17 protein-coding genes are annotated in these 20132 nt (G+C 44.3%); 7 read left to right on the forward strand and 10 right to left on the reverse strand.

All coding sequences use genetic code 11. The annotated features are described in order from the left end of the window. Positions 1-81: 81 nt before the first annotated feature. The 3 genes from ACMXYV_RS13355 to ACMXYV_RS13365 are packed head-to-tail and all read left to right on the forward strand — an operon-like array spanning position 82 to position 2282. Positions 82-897: a hypothetical protein gene (locus ACMXYV_RS13355; protein WP_415888962.1), complete on the forward strand. Its 816-nt coding sequence runs from the start codon at positions 82-84 to the stop codon at positions 895-897. Positions 898-906: 9 nt separating this feature from the next. Next, the gene (locus tag ACMXYV_RS13360) at positions 907-1524 is read left to right on the forward strand and encodes a glutathione S-transferase family protein (RefSeq protein WP_415888963.1); all 618 of its coding nucleotides are present in this window, start codon (positions 907-909) and stop codon (positions 1522-1524) included. Next, positions 1521-2282, forward strand: a complete 762-nt coding sequence (locus ACMXYV_RS13365) for a glycerophosphoryl diester phosphodiesterase (protein WP_415888964.1) — start codon at positions 1521-1523, stop codon at positions 2280-2282. The genes ACMXYV_RS13360 and ACMXYV_RS13365 overlap by 4 nt, the downstream gene beginning before the upstream one ends. A gap of 13 nt (positions 2283-2295) precedes the next feature. Here the strand turns inward: ACMXYV_RS13365 and ACMXYV_RS13370 are convergent, their stop codons facing one another. From ACMXYV_RS13370 to ACMXYV_RS13380, 3 genes are read right to left on the reverse strand one after another with little or no spacing between them, the layout of a single operon-like run. Then, on the reverse strand, positions 2296-3147 hold the full coding sequence (locus tag ACMXYV_RS13370; protein WP_415888965.1) for a pirin family protein: 852 nt from the start codon (positions 3145-3147) through the stop codon (positions 2296-2298). Next, positions 3144-4124: a glutathione S-transferase family protein gene (locus ACMXYV_RS13375; RefSeq protein WP_415888966.1), complete on the reverse strand. Its 981-nt coding sequence runs from the start codon at positions 4122-4124 to the stop codon at positions 3144-3146. Before ACMXYV_RS13375 ends, ACMXYV_RS13370 begins: the two co-directional genes overlap by 4 nt. A 15-nt stretch (positions 4125-4139) precedes the next feature. After that, a complete protein-coding gene (locus ACMXYV_RS13380; protein WP_415885483.1) occupies positions 4140-4736 on the reverse strand; it encodes an FMN-dependent NADH-azoreductase in 597 nt (198 codons plus the stop codon). Positions 4737-4870: 134 nt separating this feature from the next. Between ACMXYV_RS13380 and ACMXYV_RS13385 the strand changes: the two genes are divergently transcribed. Next, the gene (locus ACMXYV_RS13385; RefSeq protein ID WP_415888967.1) at positions 4871-5752 is read left to right on the forward strand and encodes a LysR family transcriptional regulator; all 882 of its coding nucleotides are present in this window, start codon (positions 4871-4873) and stop codon (positions 5750-5752) included. A 31-nt stretch (positions 5753-5783) separates the two neighbouring features. Here ACMXYV_RS13385 and ACMXYV_RS13390 read toward each other — a convergent pair whose 3' ends face one another. Further along, complete coding sequence (locus tag ACMXYV_RS13390; RefSeq protein ID WP_415888968.1) at positions 5784-6770, reverse strand: GGDEF domain-containing protein; 987 nt, start codon at positions 6768-6770, stop codon at positions 5784-5786. Between the two features lie 156 nt (positions 6771-6926). On the opposite strand from ACMXYV_RS13390, the gene ACMXYV_RS13395 reads away from it, so the two are divergent. Both ACMXYV_RS13395 and ACMXYV_RS13400 read left to right on the forward strand, forming a co-directional pair. Next, positions 6927-8936 carry a diguanylate cyclase domain-containing protein gene (locus ACMXYV_RS13395; protein ID WP_415888969.1) on the forward strand — a complete coding sequence of 670 codons (2010 nt, stop codon included), beginning with the start codon at positions 6927-6929 and terminating at the stop codon, positions 8934-8936. A gap of 254 nt (positions 8937-9190) precedes the next feature. After that, positions 9191-9493 (forward strand): STAS domain-containing protein, encoded by a 303-nt coding sequence (locus ACMXYV_RS13400; protein ID WP_415888970.1) that lies wholly within the window; start codon positions 9191-9193, stop codon positions 9491-9493. Between the two features lie 65 nt (positions 9494-9558). Here ACMXYV_RS13400 and ACMXYV_RS13405 read toward each other — a convergent pair whose 3' ends face one another. Then, complete coding sequence (locus ACMXYV_RS13405; RefSeq protein ID WP_415888971.1) at positions 9559-10125, reverse strand: MarR family winged helix-turn-helix transcriptional regulator; 567 nt, start codon at positions 10123-10125, stop codon at positions 9559-9561. 98 nt (positions 10126-10223) lie between these two features. Here ACMXYV_RS13405 and ACMXYV_RS13410 point away from each other — a divergent pair, with 98 nt between their 5' ends. Next, positions 10224-10964 (forward strand): hypothetical protein, encoded by a 741-nt coding sequence (locus ACMXYV_RS13410; protein WP_415888972.1) that lies wholly within the window; start codon positions 10224-10226, stop codon positions 10962-10964. A gap of 56 nt (positions 10965-11020) precedes the next feature. Here the strand turns inward: ACMXYV_RS13410 and ACMXYV_RS13415 are convergent, their stop codons facing one another. From ACMXYV_RS13415 to ACMXYV_RS13435, 5 genes are all read right to left on the reverse strand, one after another. Next, complete coding sequence (locus tag ACMXYV_RS13415) at positions 11021-14134, reverse strand: efflux RND transporter permease subunit (RefSeq protein WP_415888973.1); 3114 nt, start codon at positions 14132-14134, stop codon at positions 11021-11023. Then, on the reverse strand, positions 14131-15612 hold the full coding sequence (locus ACMXYV_RS13420; RefSeq protein ID WP_415888974.1) for an efflux RND transporter periplasmic adaptor subunit: 1482 nt from the start codon (positions 15610-15612) through the stop codon (positions 14131-14133). The genes ACMXYV_RS13415 and ACMXYV_RS13420 overlap by 4 nt, the downstream gene beginning before the upstream one ends. Beyond that, positions 15609-16910 (reverse strand): TolC family protein, encoded by a 1302-nt coding sequence (locus ACMXYV_RS13425; RefSeq protein ID WP_415888975.1) that lies wholly within the window; start codon positions 16908-16910, stop codon positions 15609-15611. Before ACMXYV_RS13425 ends, ACMXYV_RS13420 begins: the two co-directional genes overlap by 4 nt. Before the next feature lie 71 nt (positions 16911-16981). After that, positions 16982-17464, reverse strand: coding sequence for a hypothetical protein (locus tag ACMXYV_RS13430; RefSeq protein WP_415888976.1), 483 nt, complete (start codon positions 17462-17464; stop codon positions 16982-16984). 82 nt (positions 17465-17546) lie between these two features. Further along, the gene (locus ACMXYV_RS13435; RefSeq protein ID WP_415888977.1) at positions 17547-20006 is read right to left on the reverse strand and encodes a putative bifunctional diguanylate cyclase/phosphodiesterase; all 2460 of its coding nucleotides are present in this window, start codon (positions 20004-20006) and stop codon (positions 17547-17549) included. Positions 20007-20132: the final 126 nt, after the last annotated feature.

The following is a 20132-nucleotide window of genomic DNA, read 5'->3' on the forward strand; positions in this document are numbered from 1 at the left end:
GAACAAAGGCATTACCCTGTTTTCTTATCACTAGCGAACCGCTACATTAGTGGGAGACCCAAAGCTAATTAGGATCAAATCATGCAGCGTCTCATTTTAGTATTAGTGATTGTTTGTATTGGCGTAGCTGGATATCTGTTTACGCAGAAGGAACAAACAACAGATGAAGTTGAAACGACCGATATTAAAGCCTCTACCTCAACACAACAGGAAGCCCGCCAACATATTGATCGTCTAACTTCGGGGCAGGAAAGCCCGATTAAAATAGAGCAAGCGAGTAACTTTGTAACGGCAGAACAACTTCTTAAACTTCCCCCTGTAAAAACCTCAACACAAGCGGAGATTCTGGAAGAAGCCGGTAGTTCTCAAGGCAATGAAGTAACAGCAAAAGCCCAAGGTGAAACCTTTGCGGTCAGCAGTCATCTGAGCGTCATTAAAACCGGCAAAAGCGATAAAAAAACTAACGCTACTATTGCAGATACAGCCTTAATCGCAACTCAACAGATCAAACTGCTGGAGTTATTAGATAATCCCGATAACTCTGCACAGAAAGTCTACTTTATTCATGCCGTTAATGAGGGGGATGATGAAGGCTTATGGGGAATCATCCAACACGGCCTCATGCGTACCTTTACTGAAGGACTTTCTTTGCCAGGTTTAGGGGAGAAAGTATCAGTAGATATTCCGAAAGACGCTGATGAAGCTTTAGGTGATAAACGTAGTTCCTTTTTAGGCCAGGTATTAAAATCCAAAGTAGATCAAACCTATATCTACAACTACCAAAAAGGGATCTTAGGTGAGAACCCCAATTTAATTAAACCGGGTCAGCAGTTAGTCATTGTTACATTTACAGAACAAGAGCTGATCGGCATTTACCACCACTTTATCAACCTGTAAGGCACTGCGATGATCGATTTATACACTTGGGGTACACCAAACGGGCGAAAGATATCCATCATGTTGGAAGCCCTTCGACTTCCCTATCGAGTCCATCCAGTTAATATTTTCGAGAAAGAACAATTTGAACCTGCTTTCAAAGCAATTAGTCCAAATTGCAAAATCCCTGCTTTAGTCGATGTTGAAGGTCCAAACGGCGAAACCGTCCAACTATTTGAAAGTGGCGCAATTTTAATTTACTTAGCTGAAAAAGCCGGTGAATTTATCCCCTCAGACCCACAAGCCCGCCTAGAGTGCCTACAATGGTTAATGTGGCAGATGGGTGGTTTTGGTCCGTTTTTAGGGCAAGCGCATCACTTTAATCGCTTTGCACCTGATGCTTCAGACTATGCCAAACAACGCTACAACAACGAAGCCCAGCGCTTATGGCAAACCCTCGATACGCAGTTATCAAATAAACAGTTTGTGATTGGGGATGAACTTTCAATTGCAGATTTCGCCATCTACCCATGGGCTATGCGTTATGAGTGGCAACATGTGGACCCTGACAAGTTTCCGTTTGTGAAAGCTTGGATGGAACGGATGGGCCATATTGAATTTGTCCAAAGAGGTATGCAGATTCCATGATCGCTAGCCGTATCATTGGCCATAGGGGAGCTGCACATTTAGCTCCCGAGAATACCTTAGCGGGTATTCAAATGGCCGCTGAATGCGGTGTGACTTGGGTCGAACTCGACACCACTCTTCTCGGAGATTCAACACCTGTTTTATTTCATGATGCACATCTAGATCGCTGTACTAATCAGCAAGGACCATTAAGCGCTCTGAGCTTCGATGCCTTACCTTTGTTGGATGCTGGCAGTTGGTTCCATCCAGAATGGGTAGATGAACCTATGCCTCACCTTTCGGATGCTCTAAGGCTTTGCCAAGAACTGCAACTGGGCCTGAACCTGGAGATAAAACCTTTCGATTTAGAGCCTGATCTCGTTGCAGAAAGAGTCTTTGAACAGATCAGCGTCTTTTGGCCTTCACCCGAAAAGTTGATTATCAGCTGTTATAACTTTGACCTGCTAAGCGCTTATAAGGCGCTAGATCCTCAAGCCCAGATAGGCCTGCTTTATGACCACCTCCCTGAACTCTGGCAGCTTAAAGCCGAGATGCTAGAACCAGTCAGCCTGCATTGTGATGCCAATCTCATCACACATAGCGATGTGCAAGTGATCAAACAAGCCGGTTACGAGCTCTACTGCTATACCTGTAACGACCCCAATCAAGCTGCGGTGCTTTTTGACTGGGGTGTTGATGGAATTTTCACGGATAATCCGCCGTTAATGCAATCCTATATCCGCTCGAATAATCTCAACGAAGCCTTTGTTTCCCTGTAGTAAAAAACCATAGTTAAACCAAACGGTTTTGGCGGTAATCGTTCAGCGCTTGTTCTATCTCAGTCATTGTATTCATCACAAAAGGGCCATATTGGACCACGGGTTCACCAATAGGCTTTCCTGTCAAAATCAACATACGACTATCACTTTGTGCTTTTATAACAACGCCTTTACCTTCAGACAACTCGGATACTTGGTGTGGATCAATTAGCTCCCCAGCCACCTGAGCTTCACCTTCAAAAAGGTAGATCGCAGCGTTATGGGACTCTGGCAGAGCAAACTCAATCTCCCGCCCAGCTTCGAGCTGCAAGTCACAATACATTGGTTCAGTAGCACTATTTTGCACAGGCCCTTTTAAAGCTTGGCCTTCCAAATTTATTTCACCTGCCACAATTTTCAATTGATAGCCTTCACCGATTAATTGCGGCACCTCTTCAGGTTCAATATTTTGATAAGAAGCCGGTTGCATCTTTTCTGCAGCAGGTAAGTTTATCCACAACTGAAAACCACGCATCAAACCGTCTACACGCTGCGGCCGTTCTTCATGGATCACCCCTCTGCCAGCTTTCATCCATTGCACACCACCCGCTCTTAGATCCCCTTCATTACCCATATGATCACGATGGATCATGTGCCCATCCAACATATAGGTCACAGTTTCAAAACCACGATGGGGATGGGGAGGAAAGCCTGCCAAATAATCATCTGGATTCTCCGATGAAAACGCATCCAACATCAGAAAAGGATCAATCCGAGTGGCTTCACTTCTACCTATGCTGCGCTTCAGCTTAACCCCAGCACCATCCATACTGTCTTTCGCTGGGATTATGCGTTTGATGCTGCGTAGATTGTCTAACTTACTCATAACGCCTCCCGGCCATGCGGTGCAGTTAAATCAAATGCAGGACCAACTGAAATCACACCCGTCGGATTAATCGTACGATGGCTACGGTAGTAGTGGTGCCTGATGTGATCCATATCTACCGTTTCCGCGATATTAGCCATCTGGTAAATCTCCCGCAGATAGCCCGATAACGCTGAGTAATCAGCAATTCGACGTAGATCACATTTAAAGTGCGTCACATACACTGGATCAAAACGAACCAAGGTTGTGAATAAACGCAGATCAGCTTCGGTAAATTGGTTACCCACTAAAAAGCGCTGCTGCGATAAACGCGCTTCTAACTGATCTAAGGCTGTGAATAACTCTACTACGGCAGCATCATAAGCCGTTTGCGAGGTAGCAAAGCCTGCTCGGTAAACACCATTATTTACTTTGTCGTAAACCCAAGTGTTAATCTCATCAATCTCAGTGCTAAGGACTTCAGGATAAAAATCAGCGACCTTTGCGCCAATATCATCAAAAGCACTGTTAAGCATGCGAATAATTTCTGATGACTCGTTATTCACAATCGTATTGGTCTGCTTATCCCATAGAACTGGAACAGTGACCCGCCCGCTATAGCTTGGCTCTGCTTGGGTATACACCTGATGTAAATAATCATGGCCAAATAAGTTATCGCCCGAGCTCGTCGCAAAATCACTCGCAAACGACCAGCCATGCTCAAACATGAGCGGGTGAACTACATCAACCGAGATATAATCCGTCAGCCCCTTTAGCTCACGCATAACGAGTGTTCGATGCGCCCAAGGACAAGCCAGAGAGATATAAAGATGATAACGACCAGCTTCAGCCTTAAAGCCTCCTTTACCACTAGGCCCTGCGCTGCCGTCTTTAGTTACCCAGTTACGAAACTGTGATTCGTTGCGAACAAATTCACCTTTATTACTCTTAGTGTCATACCACTGGTCATGCCACTGTCCATCAATCAACAAGCCCATTGTGTACCTCCTTAATTAATGGATAGCAGCAATCTGCTGGTTAGCTTTCGCTAAAGAGCTTTCTGCCAAATCACCCATGCTTAGCCCTTCAGCATAAATAACCTCACTCTCACTTAGGCCGATAAAGTTAAGGAACTGCTGCACAAAAGGGATCTGAAAGTCATGGCCCTGATCACGATATAGGCCACCACGTGTAGCCAATAGGTAAACGGGTTTACTTGCGATTAAACCGACTGGCCCCTGCTCGGTATATTTAAATGTCACTCCGGCACGAGCAATCAAATCGAAATAAGCTTTCATCTGAGTCGGTACGCCAAAGTTATACATTGGCACGCCCATCACAATCTCATCTGCAGCTTTTAACTCAGTAATAAATAGATCTGAACGAGCAACAATCGCTTGCTGTTCTGCACTACGCTCATCAGCCGGGGTAGATAATGCCGTCATAACAGCCGCATCCAGATGCGGAACATCTTCGGCAACCAGATCCCGGACAATCACTTGGCCCTGTGGATGCTTCTCTAACCACTGCTCAATAAAGTTGTCAGCCAACTGACTTGATTTACCGCCGTTACCAAAAATGCTGGATTTAATATGTAGTAATGTAGCCATCGAATTCACCTTAAAAATCTGTTCTTTCGTTCTTACAGATCTATCTCTGTAACTGATGGAACTATTCTCTTATTTAATTAAACGATTAAAAACAGCTATAATTCGCTCAATTCAATCGAAAATTTAGATACATAATGCCTCAAGTTACTCTGGAACAATGGCAAAGCCTCATCGCGGTGGTCGAAAATGGTGGCTACGCAACTGCAGCTGAAGCGATGAACAAAAGCCAATCCTCCATCAGCTACGCGATTCGAAAGCTAGAGAGCACACTGAACGTGCAAACCTTCAAAGTTGAAGGTCGCAAAGCAGTTTTGACTGCCGCAGGAAAAACCCTCTACCGAAGAGCACGGGTTTTAGTGGAAGAGGCACAACAAATGGAAAACTTAGCGAAGCAGTTTGCAGAGGGCTGGGAGCCGGATATTCGCATCGCTATGGATGCTCTGTTTCCAGAATGGCTCATGCTAGATGTGATTGCTGAATTTACACAACAGAGTCCCCTAACCCGAATCGAGTTTATCGAAACAGTGTTAAGTGGCACCGATGAAGCCCTACTTAGAAAAGAAGCCGATATAGTCATTGGATCACGTATTCCGCCAGGTTTTATGGGCGATCCTATTTTAGATATCAGCTTTGTCGCTGTAGCCACCCCTGAGCATCCCCTTCATCAGCTTAACCGTGCTTTAGATCATAAAGATTTACGTCTGCATCGCCAGTTAGTGATTAGGGACTCGGGGAGCCGAGATGTAGATTCAGGTTGGCTTGGTGCAGAGCAGCGCTTAACACTGAGTAACTTTACTACCTCAATCGCTGCGGCCTGTCGTGGATTAGGCTACGCCTGGTACCCGAGCCTTAAAATTGAAAAAGAGTTAGAACAAGGTTTACTGAAACCGCTCCCCCTCAATGCAGGGGCAAAGAAAAGTGTCCAGCTTTGTATGATCTTCGCGGAAGGAGACTATGCTGGCCCAGCAACCAAGTTATTCGGGCAGCTGTTACAAAAGCGCTTACAAAACTTGTAAGCGCTCATCGTCAAAGTTAGTTATCCCATTGTTAGGCGATCACGACTTGATTACGTCCCTGCTCTTTTGCTTGATACAAAGCACTATCAGCCCTCTTCATCCAGCTATCGAGTGAATCAGACGTGTTTAAATAACTCACACCAATACTTACAGTACGCGAAACCAGTATGCCTTGTTCTGTTCTGATATGGATACTATTTAAGCGTTGCCTTAATCGTTGTGCTGCCTCTAACACCCGCTCTTCATCCGCGCCTGTCAGAAGCACACCAAACTCCTCACCACCTAAACGAAAACCGGCATCATCATGACGACAAAACTGACTGATACCCTCACCGACAGAACCCAGTAAAAGGTCACCTACATCGTGACCAAACTTATCATTTACAGATTTGAAGAGATCAATATCCAACATCAACAATGCTGGAGCAGGTTCATTCTCTCTGCCCCATGCAACATCCATTATTTCAGGCATCATTTCAAAGAAGTAACGGCGATTGAGTAAACCGGTAAGTTGGTCATGATTGGCTTTATTGCGCCAGTTATCCCTATCCTTATGAACTTTCTGAATGAGCTCTCGATAATCCCGACTTAATTTAAATAAACCGACTGTCGCAAGCATCATACCCAAGGGGTAAGCCGTATTTTCAATAAATTTAAGTGTACCTATATGGTCGAAAATAAACTCATCCAGTAAATCAGCAGTATTGGCCATCGCAATGATGCCAAATCCACACATTAGGTAGATATAAGTCCTAAATTGAAGTCCGGCATAGGCGATCGTAATTATCCAGAATTGAACGAGGACTAAGAGAAGAAGCTCACCTGCAACATCCAAAAACTCTACTTCAGTAATCTTAGGAATTGCGCCTTCGTACGACAAAGCAACTACAGCTACCGCCGCAGGGCATAAGAAGATGATACAGATAGAGATCCAAATTAAACGACTACTTTCCAGTTTAATCAACGGACACATTCTCTCTAAAAATGAAACAAAACCACACTGTTTGACAGTGTCCATATAAAGTCTAACAACAACACCAAAAGACGAGCATGATAAGGGTCAACAGAGGATTAAAAACCACTTAAGTAACTGTGTAGTTTTTAATCAGACCTTTTGATAGTATCTGCCCATCTTTTTGTAAAGCTCACCCCAATTTCCTGAGAAGTAATCCCGATGATGCCGGTTATCATTTTATTTTTTGCGTTGCTAATAACCGAGAGCATCACATCTAAACTGATCTCATCATTAAATCTAAAAGCCGAATATTACTGGTTTGAAGCAGCCGCCAATGCATCCATTCTTGCGCTTGTTTCGTTAACCATTCTTAGATTTATCTTTGCTTATTACCGTCAGATTCAACCTTCCGAAAAAGTTCGAGATTGGCTGTTTCTTCAAGTAGGCCTCAGCGTTTTTGGAATCGAGCTATCTTTAACCCTACTGCAATCTATTATCAGTCTAGATCATCTAAACAACATTCTGCTGTTTGATTTTAAATCTCTAGCTTTCGCATCGATTAGCTCCGTAGCCGTCTTTATCTTCGTGTTCTACCCCCACGCTAATACCTTTACAAACTTCTTAAATAGAATAGAAATTCGCTATACAACCTCCTATCTGTTTGGGATTTCGCTTCTACTTCTATTTCTAATAAATGTCTTTCAAACACAGTCTGAAGACCTAAAAGAGAAGATCATAGAAAATGAAGCTGAGCAGCTCGTTCTAATTGATAAAGCCCTCAGCTACCGCATTGTAGAAGCCGTTTTAGACACCCGTACACTCGCTTCACAACCTGACTTTGTTAGACACTTATCAGGTAATAAAAATGCTGTAAGCGAGGTACAGTTAGAGTTTAGAAACATTGTTGAGATCAAACATAGTTACGACCAAATTCGATTTATTGATGAGAAAGGGCGTGAACAAGTACGAATCAACAAAGGCCAACAGAAAAGTGAGATTGTTCCTGAACAGGATCTACAAAATAAGATAAACCGCTATTACGTCCCAGAAACAGGCAAGCTAGATCACGGCAAAGTTTATATTTCGCCATTAGATCTGAATATTGAACACGGTGAAATTGAGATACCGCACAAACCTATTACACGTATCGCAACGCCAGTAAAAGATCAGCTGCAAAACCTAATGGGGTTAATCATTATTAACCTTAATGCCAGCCATCTAATCCAGCATCTTGATGATGCTCAAAGCTTGAGCCAAGGTAAGATCATGATGCTCAACCAAGATGGTTACTGGTTACATGGAGAGTCAAACGAAAAGCTGTGGGCATTTATGCACAGAGGTAATCAGCAACCTTCTTTGCCAGCTCTAAACCCTAAACTTTGGCAAGCACTCTCAGATAAGCATAATGGTTCATTAGAACAGAGTAACGGTTACTATGTTTTCCACCGTGTCCTACTTAGCCAAGATCGACGTATAGAACAGTTCGAGCAGAATGCCGGTGATTGGCCACAATGGCTACTGATCACCTTCATAGACAAACAACTTGTTGCGCAAAAGAGTTTAGAACGACTTAACTTGATGATCATCATCAGCGCTCTGTTAGCCTTGGTCACAGGCATAGGTACCTACCTTTATACTCAGTCGCAGTTAAAACGTACCAACGCTGAAAATAAGGTCAGACACATGGCGGAACACGATCCGCTTACAGGTTTATATAATCGCCGCCACTTTATGCAAGAACTGGAACAATCTCTTCATCAGGCCCGCAAAGAGAAAACCTCACTTGCACTCTTCTATCTCGATCTGGATAACTTCAAACCGATCAATGATGATTTAGGCCATGAAGCTGGCGATGAGGCATTGATGCTTGTGAGTCACCGCCTAAGTCAAATGCTGCGACAAAACGACACTTTGGCAAGAATTGGTGGGGATGAGTTTGTCTTAATGATCCATAACCCACAAAACCAGAATCAACTGGAAGAGATCGCCAATAGAATTATCGAGAATCTAAAACAACCATTATCGTTAAAAAGTACACAGTGCCAATTAGGTGTAAGTATCGGCATAGCAGTATCGCGTCACAACAATGAAAGTCGTGATGACCTATTAAAAGCAGCTGATATGTTAATGCTAGAAGCCAAAGCGAAAGGTAAATCGTGTTTCTGTATTGGAGAATTAGATAACCTTTCAACCCTCGATCCAGACACTCTTCGTCAGGTGGGAAGTTAACTCGCTAGTTGGTTCAGCTCTTGTGTATGTTTAGTGGTTCGAAATTGAAAGCGTTTTTATAACCGCAAGGCTTTATCTTCTCTTCTAAGCAGCGTAGTGCTATTAATCATCCCCTCTAAATCAAATACCTAAATTCCTCCGATTAATCTTATTTTTATTGATTTGGATCGAGTTATAATTCCAACACTATGGTTAAATATTGATCGTTAATTCAATAATGGCTTTTATATAAAAACTGTAGTCGGAGTCCGAACATGATTCAGTCCCATTTAAATAAGGATAATCAAGAACACACGATCTCCATTGGTGAACGATTCGATTACTCAATTCACAAAGCGTTTAGAGATGCGTACAGAGATATCAAAACGCCTAGAACTAACATTGCTATCAATTTGTCATCCACCAAATATATCGATAGCTCAGCATTAGGTATGCTTTTGATTGCTAAAGAACATGTAGAAAACATCAATGGTAAAGTGACGCTAGTTCGCCCTTCAGAAACGGCTCTTCGTATTCTTAAACTCGCTAACTTTGACCAACTTTTTACAGTCACGTAATAAGTAGGACTTCTTGTCTAAGCCCCTATCCGTATATGAGACTAGGGATTTTAAACTTAACAGGCTCAGGCTTGATTCTCCTCATGCTCCAAACAGATAAGCGTAATATCTTTTTCAGACAGTAACTCTTGCGTTAAACCACAAAAATAGCCGCCCTCCCGCTTTTGATTATGTCTGCAGGTTTTACATTGTCCAAATGAGCGGTAGTTGTTTTGTTTTTGCAACAGAACCAATAGGCGACACAACAGATCGGCTAGTTCAGTTTCCTCTGCCTCTCCCAAGTTAGATAGCGATTGCGTCAAAGCAGACGATGGCAACAACAAATCTAAGGTCTTTTGACCTTTGTCAGTCACCTTGAGATGAGTAACACGCTTATCGTTAGGATCAGGTGACTTTTCAATTAAGCCTTTATTCTCAAGTACTTTTAGACTTTGAGAGACTGTGCCTTTGGTAAGCCCTAGATAATCGGTCACAGCTTTGAGCGTATCCGAGAAGCGATTACATAAAGATAGATAGAGCAAGGCATCGAGCTGCACAGGCTGTAGACCCAGTTCATGCAGTGCTAAACGGTTTTCCGAGCGAAGTAATGAAGTGATCCGCTCCAATATAGTTTGGACGCTAAGTAAATTCATAAGACAAATAGTATCGACTCAAAACATAGTTGACAAGCCTAAAAAGTCCGCGCAAACTAAACATAGTTTCGACTCAAAACTATATTTAGGAGAACATCATGAAACTTAGCCATCTCGTTTTAACCTCCATCTTTGCTCTACCCGCGTTAGTTCATGCTGGGTCAGGACATCACGGTGGTATTCAAGCAGCATCTGGTAACGCTAATATGGCGGCGTTTGATATAGTCCACGCCAAAATAACAACCGAAGGCAATGTGGCAACGTTCCATATGGCAGTGGATGGTAAAGCAGGATCAGACCGACCTAAAAAGATTGGCAAACTTGGCGGATCTGAAGTCTACTCATACGTATGGCCGACAAATATCGACAGCTACGAAGTAGGTTTTGAAGCCGAAGCAGGCATTCTAGCGCTTGCGGTAACCGCCCACCCTGATTTTGATGACACCCCTTTATATGATGAGAACCAAGATGGCGATACAGGTAATGATGGTTGGGACTGGCACAGCCACTGGGTAGTGTTAAAGCCTAATGATCAATGCGGCAAAGGGGCTCTAGGTGTGGTTGATATCCCTAAAGGAGAAAAACCAAGATTGCCAAAAACTTGGCCCGGCCTGCCTATTTTATTGGATAGTCCTGGCTGGCAACCAACATTCAAAGATGACAGTTTAGAAGTGAAAGTTGCTTTTGCTAATGCTCAAGCAATCCAAACAGCACAGTTTGATGGCGTCACCTCTGCCCTGCGAGTTAATCAAAGCGTGCACGCGCCACTATTATGCGTAGTTAATGTAATGGACGTAGCTTCAGGCGATCTAAGCTTGCCAGGAATTGTTAACCAATAAACAACAAGAAAAAAATAAAGGGAGGTCAAACCTCCCTTTTGTGGTTATTTAGATAGTTATTTAGGCAGCTGTTGCTTTCGCCACAGATAATAAACGGCCGGTAATAGAATCAGCGTTAACACTAAAGCACTCGCCATACCACCAACCATCGGTGCCGCAATCCGTTGCATGATTTCAGCTCCCGTTCCATCGCCATACATAATCGGTAGTAAGCCTGCGATCACCGTAGCAACCGTCATCAGAATAGGTCTGACGCGCTTACCAGCGCCCTCAGTGATAGCTTCCTGCAAGGCTTGAAGGGTAAGGCCTTCTGGCATCTCTCGACACTTTTCTTCGTAGGCCTGATTGAGATATACCAGTAATATGACACCTATCTCGACCGCCACACCCGCCAAAGCGATAAAGCCAACACCCACTGCAACAGAGAAGTTGAACTGGTTTAGGTAAAGCATCCAAATCCCGCCTATCAGCGCAAGTGGTAGCGTCCCTAAAATCATCGCCACTTCCGCAAATCGACGAAAGCTAAGGTAAAGGAGAACCACAATGATGGCTAAGGTCAGAGGGATCACATAAGTCAGACGCTCTTTCGCACGGAGTAGATATTCATACTGCCCCGACCAGTTAATCGAATAACCAGGTGGCAACTGGACTTGCTCAGCCACGATTTTTTGCGCATCAGCGACATAAGAGCCTAAGTCTCGCCCCTCAATATCGACATAGGTCCAGCCATTAGGCCGAGCATTTTCACTTTTAATCCCTGGAGGTCCAGCCTCTATCCAAACATCAGCAACATCCGCCAAAGCGATACGCGCACCTGTCGGCGTGACCAGTGGTAACAAACGCAGTTGTTCCACCGAATCGCGGTAAGCTTGTGGATAACGCACATTGATCGGATAACGCTCTAAACCCTCAACGGTCTCACCAACATTTTTTCCACCAATAGCGCTGGTAATTACTAACTGAATATCGGCAATATTAAGACCATATCGCGCTGCTTTTTGCCGTTGGATATCGACCTTAATGTAGCGTCCACCCGCAACACGCTCGGAATAAACAGATGAGGTACCCTCAACATCCACCAGCACCTGTTCGAGTTGCTTACCTATATCTTCAATCACTTTAAGATCAGGCCCTGCAACCTTTAAACCAACTGGGGTTTTAATACCTGTCGCCAGCATATCAATACGGGTTTTAATCGGCATTACCCAAGCATTGGTCAGTCCCGGCAATTTGACTAGCTTATCCAACTCTTTGGTAAGCTTTTCGGTGGTCATCCCCTCACGCCACTGGTCTCGTGGTTTCAACGTGATAAAGGTTTCAATCATGGTAAGCGGCGCTGGGTCTGTCGCGGTTTCCGCACGTCCAATTTTGCCAAATACACGCTCAACTTCAGGCACCGTACGAATCAACTTATCTGTTTGCTGCAGTAACTCTCGTGCCTTACCAATCGAGATTCCAGGGTAAGTGGTTGGCATGTACATCAGATCGCCTTCATCCAGAGGCGGTATAAATTCGCTACCGATTTTATTCACAGGCCAAAAGCCAATCACCGTAACCGTTAACGCCAGAACAACAGTGAACTTAGGCCAATTTAGGACTAAACGAATCACCGGCACGTAGATCGCTTGGAGAATACGATTCACTGGGTTCTTACTTTCTGGAAGCACGTTTCCGCGGATACAGTAACCCATCAGCACCGGTACCAAGGTAATTGCAAACCCCGCTGCGGCGGCCATGGCATAAGTTTTGGTATAAGCCAAAGGCGAGAACATTCGCCCCTCTTGTGCTTCCAAAGCAAACACAGGGATAAAGCTCATGGTAATGATCAACAGACTGAAAAAAAGTGCAGGTCCAACCTCTGCAGACGCCTCCCCGATAACCTGCCAGCGGTTTTCATCTGTTAGCGGTCGGCGCTCAATGTGTTTATGCACATTCTCGATGAGCACAATAGCACCATCTACCATGGCCCCAATTGCTATGGCAATCCCGCCCAAAGACATGATGTTGGCATTGATCCCTTGGTAATACATGACGATAAACGCCGCCAAGATTCCAATAGGCAGACTGATAATCACCACCAACGAGGAGCGGAAATGGAACAGAAACAGTGCACAAACAATGATAACTACGACAAACTCTTCTACGAGTTTCTCAAACAAGTTATCCACTGCTCGATCAATCAGACCTGAGCGATCATATACTGTGACGACTTCTACACCTTCAGGCAGGCTACGTTTGAGCTCTTCTAACTTAGCTTTGACTCCCTCAATTGTTGCCTGCGCGTTTTCGCCAAAGCGCATCACAACCACACCACCGACAACTTCGCCTTCGCCATCAAGTTCAGCAATACCGCGACGCATCTGAGGCCCGATTGTCACATCAGCTAGGTCTTGCAGTAATAACGGCGTGCCTTGAGGGGTGGCACCCAATGGAATATTTTTAATCGCTTCCAAGCCATCTAAATAGCCACTCGCTCTGACCATATATTCGGCTTCGGCCATTTCGATGACCGAGGCACCGCTCTCTTGGTTAGCGCGTTTAATCGCCTGATTGATATGCGATAGCGGTACATCAAAAGCGCGTAGTTTTTCCGGATCTACTTTGACTTGATATTGCTTGACCATGCCACCGATGGGAGCGACCTCTGATACCCCGGACACGGTCTGCAACTCATACTTTAAAAACCAATCCTGAATACTGCGCAACTGGGCTAAATCATGCTGCCCCGTACGATCGACCAATGCATATAGGTAGACCCAGCCCACCCCTGTAGCATCAGGTCCAAGCTGCGGTTTGGCACTATCAGGTAGAGACGAGCTAACTTGGCTGAGATACTCTAATACTCGGCTACGCGCCCAATAGAGATCAGTCCCTTCGTCAAAAATCACATAAACGTATGAATCCCCAAAGAAAGAGAAGCCACGAACTGTTTTTGCGCCCGGTACCGACAACATCGCCGTCGTCAGTGGATAAGTGACCTGATCCTCCACTACTTGTGGTGCTTGGCCGGGATAACTGGTTTTAATAATTACCTGGACATCAGAGAGGTCTGGAATCGCATCAATCGGCGTATTTTTGACTGCGTAAGCGCCCCAACCAATTAAAATCACCGTCGTCAGCAGAACAAAAAAACGATTGTGTATCGACCAATAAATTATCCCTTTGATCATAGTTTACCCCCAGGGATACTTTCTGGGGCTTTAGGGCGTGGCAATATAAAATCCGTGAGCTGCAAGTCGCTCATATTGGCGCCGCGTAAACGGATTTGCACCGCGCCAGTATTACGTAAAGCCTCTAAATCCAAGGATTCATCAGCTTTAACCTGCATCAACATAGCATCCTGTTTCCACTCTCGAATCGCTTCATGTCTGATCGTTAAGAGGCGTGATTCTAGATCGATCTCTTCAACTGTTGCGCCGACCCAAATTTCATCAATCAGCCCCATAGCCGGTGGTGTCAGGCGTAAGAAATCAGAGCTGATACTGGACTCAGAATCGAGCATAAACTGAGCCGATGTAACGACTCTATCTTCTGGGAATAAGCCCTGAAGAATTGCAGTGCGTCCAGCCATACTCGGACCGGCTTTAACTTCAACTGATTTATATTTACCCTCACCTAAAGCCAGAACAATACGGTCTTGATCGCCGGTTTTGATGACTGCTGTATCCGACACATTCAGCAAAGGTTTGGTCGGTTCCGACTGGATAGCTATCTGAGCAAACATATCCGGTTTAAGCAGCAGATCAGGGTTATCGAAACGTAAGCGGACATTCAGTGTTCGCGTTTTTTGATTAACCGTCGGATAAACATAATCGACCTGCCCGCGCCAGATTTCCCCTGGCATAAACGCTAAGGTCATTTCGGCTACATCGCCCTTCTGTACGGCGCTGCCTTGGCGTTCAAATAGTTCTGCGGTCACCCAAACCTGATCTAAAGGCGCGATCGTCAATAAACGGCTATTAGGCTTAATATAGGTACCTCTACGCAACGAGATCTGGTCGATATAACCTGAGACAGGCGCATAAACAGGTAACTTCTGTAGAGGCTGACGCTGTTTATTTAAAGTTGATAACACAGCCTTAGATACGCCCAGCGCAACCAATTTACTTTCACTGGCATTACGTAAAAAACGATTACCGCTGCGTAAGGCTGCTAAATACTCTTCCTGAGCATTCACCAATTCAGGGGAATACACCTCATACAGTAGCGTACCCTTTTCAACATATTCACCTTTTACGCTGACCTTAACTTGCTCAACCCAACCAGAAATACGTGAATGGATATCGGTCACTCTCTCCTGATCAACCCCGACATAACCCACGGTTTTTAACTGCGCTTGCAACGGACTAAACAAAACTGCTTCTGTGCGTACAGAAAGATTGTTTTCAACTTCTGGGGAGATTGAAATTGTCCCCGGTGAATCACCACCCGCTAGATCCTCTTCATAAACAGGTACTAAATCCATCCCCATAGGAGAGAGCCCCGGTTTATCGCGTTTATAGTTTGGATCCATCGGTGCAACCCAATATAGGGGCTGATCATTTGCAGCGGTTGAGGAATCAGCGCTATCAATTTTTTGCTGCGACAGAAAGTAGCCGGCTGAAGCCCCAACTAACAAAGCTCCGAGTGTTAAAACAGCTTTATTCATTTTTCCATTCCTCCTTGAGCTAAATGAGCGTTGTTAATCACCGTTTGGTCTTCTCCTGCAAAGTAGAAATTCACCTTTGCAGTGGCCATCGCTACTTGATGTTGTAGAAGGATCTGTTGCTGTTGAGCTTCGAGCTCTTCCATAGCTGCGATAGATACAACTTTAAAACCTGACTCCGCTGATGCGTATGCACGCAATGCCGATTTTCGTTTGGCTGCTAACTGCTTTAAGTAGGCTTGGTTGTAGATGGCTAAGCGCTGTTCATAGCCTTGTAGATTAGCCTTAGCGATAGCTAATTCGGCTCTTAACTCACGCGCTTTAAGGAGGTAAATCGCTTTACTGGCTTCACGCTGCTGTACTGCAGCACGGCGATGCTGATCTTGGCGCTTCTCAGGGAACAACGGCAGATCCATAGTCACAGCGACACTGAAGAGATCCGCTCGATCACGACCATTATCATGGTCAGCTCGATAACCGTAATTTGCATCGAGTTTAAATGCAGGTTTATAAGCCTGATCCGCTAGATCAACCGCTTTATCCTCAATCGCAATGTTTTGTTTCAGAATCTGAATCTGGGGATGTTTTAAGATCGATCGATCTTGTTCCGCCTGCGTACTATTTCTTGATGCAAGTAACTCTAGATCAAAACCAGTAGCGATAGATTGATCAAAAGATTCAACCGTTAACCACTGCTGTAAGACTCCTTTTTGGACCTGAATCATCTGTTCTAACTGCAGCATACGGTCTTTCAGTTGCGTAAGTTTTACTTCAGCATCCAATACCTCATGACGTAAGGCTTTACCCGAGCGGTAATTCGCTCGACTCACTGCTAAAAGCTCGCTAAAAATATGTTGTTTAGCTTTGAAATGGGCCAACTGCGTTTTTGATTGATGCAGTTTTAGCCACGCCTGAGAGACATTAAGTTTCACACTAGCTGCACGAAGTTGGCGTTGTAGTGGACTTTTCGCCGCTTTTTGCTGCCACTGCTGTTGTGACAACTCCAAGCTTTTACCACGCGGAAATTGTTGCGAGACGCCTAACTGTAGCTGAGTCATGTTCTCTTGTTGGATATCAAAACTATCTGTTGGCAAATTTGCCAACCCAAGCCTTAATTTCGGATCAGGCAATTGAGCACTCGCGATCGCTTTAGCACGTAGTGCCTGCTCCTGATACACACTACTTTGATTCCAATGGTCAGAACTGAGAGCATTCTGAATAGCAGAATCCAAACTCAATTCTGCTTGAGTAATGCTGCTGAAAGTCAGCAGACTAATGATAAATAATGGGGATAAACGCATAGATCCTGTCCCGTTGATACATCAAAACACCACCGATAGAGGCGGTAACCGATATAAAAAGGGTTAGGAAATTAATTTAAGAAAACAGCCTGTTGCAGGTGCAGCCTCGGCACACCGGAGAAACGACATCGTTCCCTAACAAAGGAATAGCCGTAAGAAAGCTTATATGCTGTTACCAGCAAGATACTGAACAACACAACAACACCTGATAACAGGTATTGCAAGAAAAAGGTCATATCAGGAATGGCATCAGCAACCGGATCGACAACTGGATTGATACTCCAGTCACAACTTTTCGGCTGACCATCACAATGGGCTAAAGATGCATTTTTAGCAGGCTGATCAGACGACATACCCGTATGCATACTGTGATCTGAATGATTAGATCCGACTAAAGCTGCATTCGTCGATAAGCTGACAGAGGGTGTGCTATCCGATGAGGAACTAGCAAATAGATTGGTACAAACGCCAACGGAGCAATACAGCACAAAAAACAGCAAGCTAAACGCTGCTATCAATCTGCTCTTTTTGCTAATGGGGTAAGCCGTTTGCATTTAATATTCCAATCTCAATTTGGGGTCACTTTAACCTAAACAGGAGGACCATTCTATAGAGAACGATTTAACCAAAAAGTTCCTAACCAAAATACTTACTTTCAATGGAGTCTTTAAGGTAAGAGCTACGCAGACTCTTTGGTGGCTGCGGTCTTTCAATATAAAAACCTTGGAAAACATGGCAACCAACTTTATTCGCCATGATTAACTGCTCTTTGGTTTCTACACCTTCTGCAATAACGCGAAGATTATATGCTTTAGCAATATTGATCACAGCCTCTACAATACATTGGCTTTTGCTGTTGTCACCCAATTCCTGCACAAATGAGCGATCAATCTTCACTATATCTATAGGCAGATCCTTTAGATAACTCAATGACGAGTAACCTGTACCAAAATCATCTAGGGCGATTTTAATGCCTAAATCTCGAATCTTTTGTAAGCGGCTAACAGCAAACTCAATATTCTCTACCGCCACGGTCTCGGTGATCTCCAAACATATATTTTTAACATCCGCCCCTGCCTGCGTAATTGCCTCTTTCAGTGCCGGGATCATATCTGCTTGATAGAACTGCAACGGGCTTATATTGATCGACAAGTACCAGCCATCTCGCCAAAATCCGCTCTTCTTCCATTCCACTATCTGCCTTGAACATTCCCCGATCAGCCAATTACTCACAGGAACAATCATTCCACTGACTTCGAGACTCGGAATAAACTCTATCGGTGGCACTAACCCACGCTCAGGATGCTGCCAACGGATCAATGCCTCAAAACCAAATACTTCACCACTCACATCCACTAAGGGTTGATAGTGAACACGGAACTCCTCTCTCTCTAGCGCGCAATGCAGCTGATTTTCCATATTCTGTTGCTTTTCCACAGCCGTAGTCATGGTGTGATGATAAAAAGCATAACCATTTCGACCACTTTCTTTAGCATGATACATAGCGGTATCTGCAAAGCGCATCAGGTCATCAATCCCTTTATCGGCCAACGGATAGAGCACAATACCTATACTCGCGCCGATACGAAGCTGATGCTGTTTAACTTCTATCGGTTCAGCAAGCAGCTCTAACAGTTTTTCACAGACATGCTCGATGTCTTTAGTCACTTCTTCTTCATCGCCATCAAAGGACTGCAGAAGAATGACAAATTCATCGCCACCTAATCGCGCGACCGTATCGCTGGCACGAACTTGTTTAGTCAGAATATCCGCCACCTTCTTCAGAAGCTGATCCCCGACACTGTGCCCTAAAGAGTCATTAATCGTTTTAAAGTGATCTAAATCGATAAACAAGAGACCGTTACATTTACCATTTCGTTGACTGTTAGCTAGCGAGAGTTCTAAACGATCATTCAGCAAGGTACGGTTTGGTAAACCAGTTAGACTGTCGTGGTTTGCCATATGACTTATGTGGTCCTGAACCATCTTTTGTTCAGATATATCAGTAGCAGCAAACAACACCACAGGCTCAGAAAAATACTCAAACGGCGCAGCCTGCACAGTGTAATGCATGGTTTTTCCGCTTTTGTGAGTCCAGGTAAAGTCACTGATTTCCGCTTCGGTTTGATGCACTTCGACACATCGACGAATCGACTCAAGTTCGGCAACCTCTTCAATATAAGGATGCAGTTTCAGGAGTGCATGACCGGCAATTTCGGCAACAGGCATCTCATAAAACTCAGCGAATTGACGATTCGCAAACAGAATATCTCCATTTTTATTAATCGCCATGATCAACTGCGGCACCTGATTGATCAATTGGGCTAAACGCGCTTCACTCTTAGATAAAGCCTGATGACTATCCCTAAGCTCGTGCACTAAGTTATGAACGGTTGAGATAAACTCATTACCTGCATGATTTAACAAACCTAATTCCGTGTCTTTATGGACGTCAGGAACTTGCAGCTTTACCTCTTTGCTAGCATTGAGATCGACACTCGCAAACTGACTGGCAAGCCTTGCCAAAGGTTTAGTTAAAACAACGTGAAAAATAGCGATTAGGCAGATGGCGAGTAACACGTTACGCACTAAGCCAGCAACAAAGATGGTTAAAGCACGCTCAAAGAATGGCTGAAACGCTTGGTCTTTATTAACAACCACTTGTAACTTGCCAGGTGCAATATCGACAAAGCCAGGCGCTTGGAGGTCAAGGGTATAGGTTTTATGGGCACTAGAAATTTTTTCAGTAAGCCAAAGCGTAGAAGACTTCTTTACAGGATCAGGAACCACCTGCGATGCCAGTACCTCACCCAATTCATCCGAAATTCTCACCTCGGAAATAAAAGAATATTGCATCAAACCAAATACAACTTCTTGGGCGAGTGTATGGTCTAGAGTATGAACGGCACGGGTGGCAGGTGGCTTACTAGCATTGAGGATTTTATGGATAGTCTTATCAAACTGGCTATCTTGCACATGGAAGTCTTCCAACACTTGCGCAGTCGTTAAAACTAAGCCGATGACAAACGCCATCACGACCGAGTATTTAGCCAACCTAAAAGCTAATCGCTGTTTAACTTTGAAAACTTCTGACATCCAGATTCCACTGTCTTAACTCTTGCCAGTGAACAAACTCCCTTAATTAGCCATTATCAGCTTAAGAGCCCTCACTTCAGCATAGAATAGATATACTGCTTTAACGTCTTTTTTTATGTTTTTGAC

This window comes from Neptuniibacter sp. SY11_33 (assembly GCF_047778025.1).
Taxonomy (GTDB): Bacteria; Pseudomonadota; Gammaproteobacteria; order Pseudomonadales; family Balneatricaceae; genus Neptuniibacter.

Bases quoted from the DNA above. Each gene is read 5' to 3' on its own strand.
- ACMXYV_RS13355 (WP_415888962.1), top strand. From the start codon at position 82: ATGCAGCGTCTCATTTTAGTATTAGTGATTGTTTGTATTGGCGTAGCT.
- ACMXYV_RS13360 (WP_415888963.1), top strand. From the start codon at position 907: ATGATCGATTTATACACTTGGGGTACACCAAACGGGCGAAAGATATCC.
- ACMXYV_RS13365 (WP_415888964.1), top strand. From the start codon at position 1,521: ATGATCGCTAGCCGTATCATTGGCCATAGGGGAGCTGCACATTTAGCT.
- ACMXYV_RS13370 (WP_415888965.1), bottom strand. From the start codon at position 3,147: ATGAGTAAGTTAGACAATCTACGCAGCATCAAACGCATAATCCCAGCG.
- ACMXYV_RS13375 (WP_415888966.1), bottom strand. From the start codon at position 4,124: ATGGGCTTGTTGATTGATGGACAGTGGCATGACCAGTGGTATGACACT.
- ACMXYV_RS13380 (WP_415885483.1), bottom strand. From the start codon at position 4,736: ATGGCTACATTACTACATATTAAATCCAGCATTTTTGGTAACGGCGGT.
- ACMXYV_RS13385 (WP_415888967.1), top strand. From the start codon at position 4,871: ATGCCTCAAGTTACTCTGGAACAATGGCAAAGCCTCATCGCGGTGGTC.
- ACMXYV_RS13390 (WP_415888968.1), bottom strand. From the start codon at position 6,770: ATGGACACTGTCAAACAGTGTGGTTTTGTTTCATTTTTAGAGAGAATG.
- ACMXYV_RS13395 (WP_415888969.1), top strand. From the start codon at position 6,927: ATGATGCCGGTTATCATTTTATTTTTTGCGTTGCTAATAACCGAGAGC.
- ACMXYV_RS13400 (WP_415888970.1), top strand. From the start codon at position 9,191: ATGATTCAGTCCCATTTAAATAAGGATAATCAAGAACACACGATCTCC.
- ACMXYV_RS13405 (WP_415888971.1), bottom strand. From the start codon at position 10,125: ATGAATTTACTTAGCGTCCAAACTATATTGGAGCGGATCACTTCATTA.
- ACMXYV_RS13410 (WP_415888972.1), top strand. From the start codon at position 10,224: ATGAAACTTAGCCATCTCGTTTTAACCTCCATCTTTGCTCTACCCGCG.
- ACMXYV_RS13415 (WP_415888973.1), bottom strand. From the start codon at position 14,134: ATGATCAAAGGGATAATTTATTGGTCGATACACAATCGTTTTTTTGTT.
- ACMXYV_RS13420 (WP_415888974.1), bottom strand. From the start codon at position 15,612: ATGAATAAAGCTGTTTTAACACTCGGAGCTTTGTTAGTTGGGGCTTCA.
- ACMXYV_RS13425 (WP_415888975.1), bottom strand. From the start codon at position 16,910: ATGCGTTTATCCCCATTATTTATCATTAGTCTGCTGACTTTCAGCAGC.
- ACMXYV_RS13430 (WP_415888976.1), bottom strand. From the start codon at position 17,464: ATGCAAACGGCTTACCCCATTAGCAAAAAGAGCAGATTGATAGCAGCG.
- ACMXYV_RS13435 (WP_415888977.1), bottom strand. From the start codon at position 20,006: ATGTCAGAAGTTTTCAAAGTTAAACAGCGATTAGCTTTTAGGTTGGCT.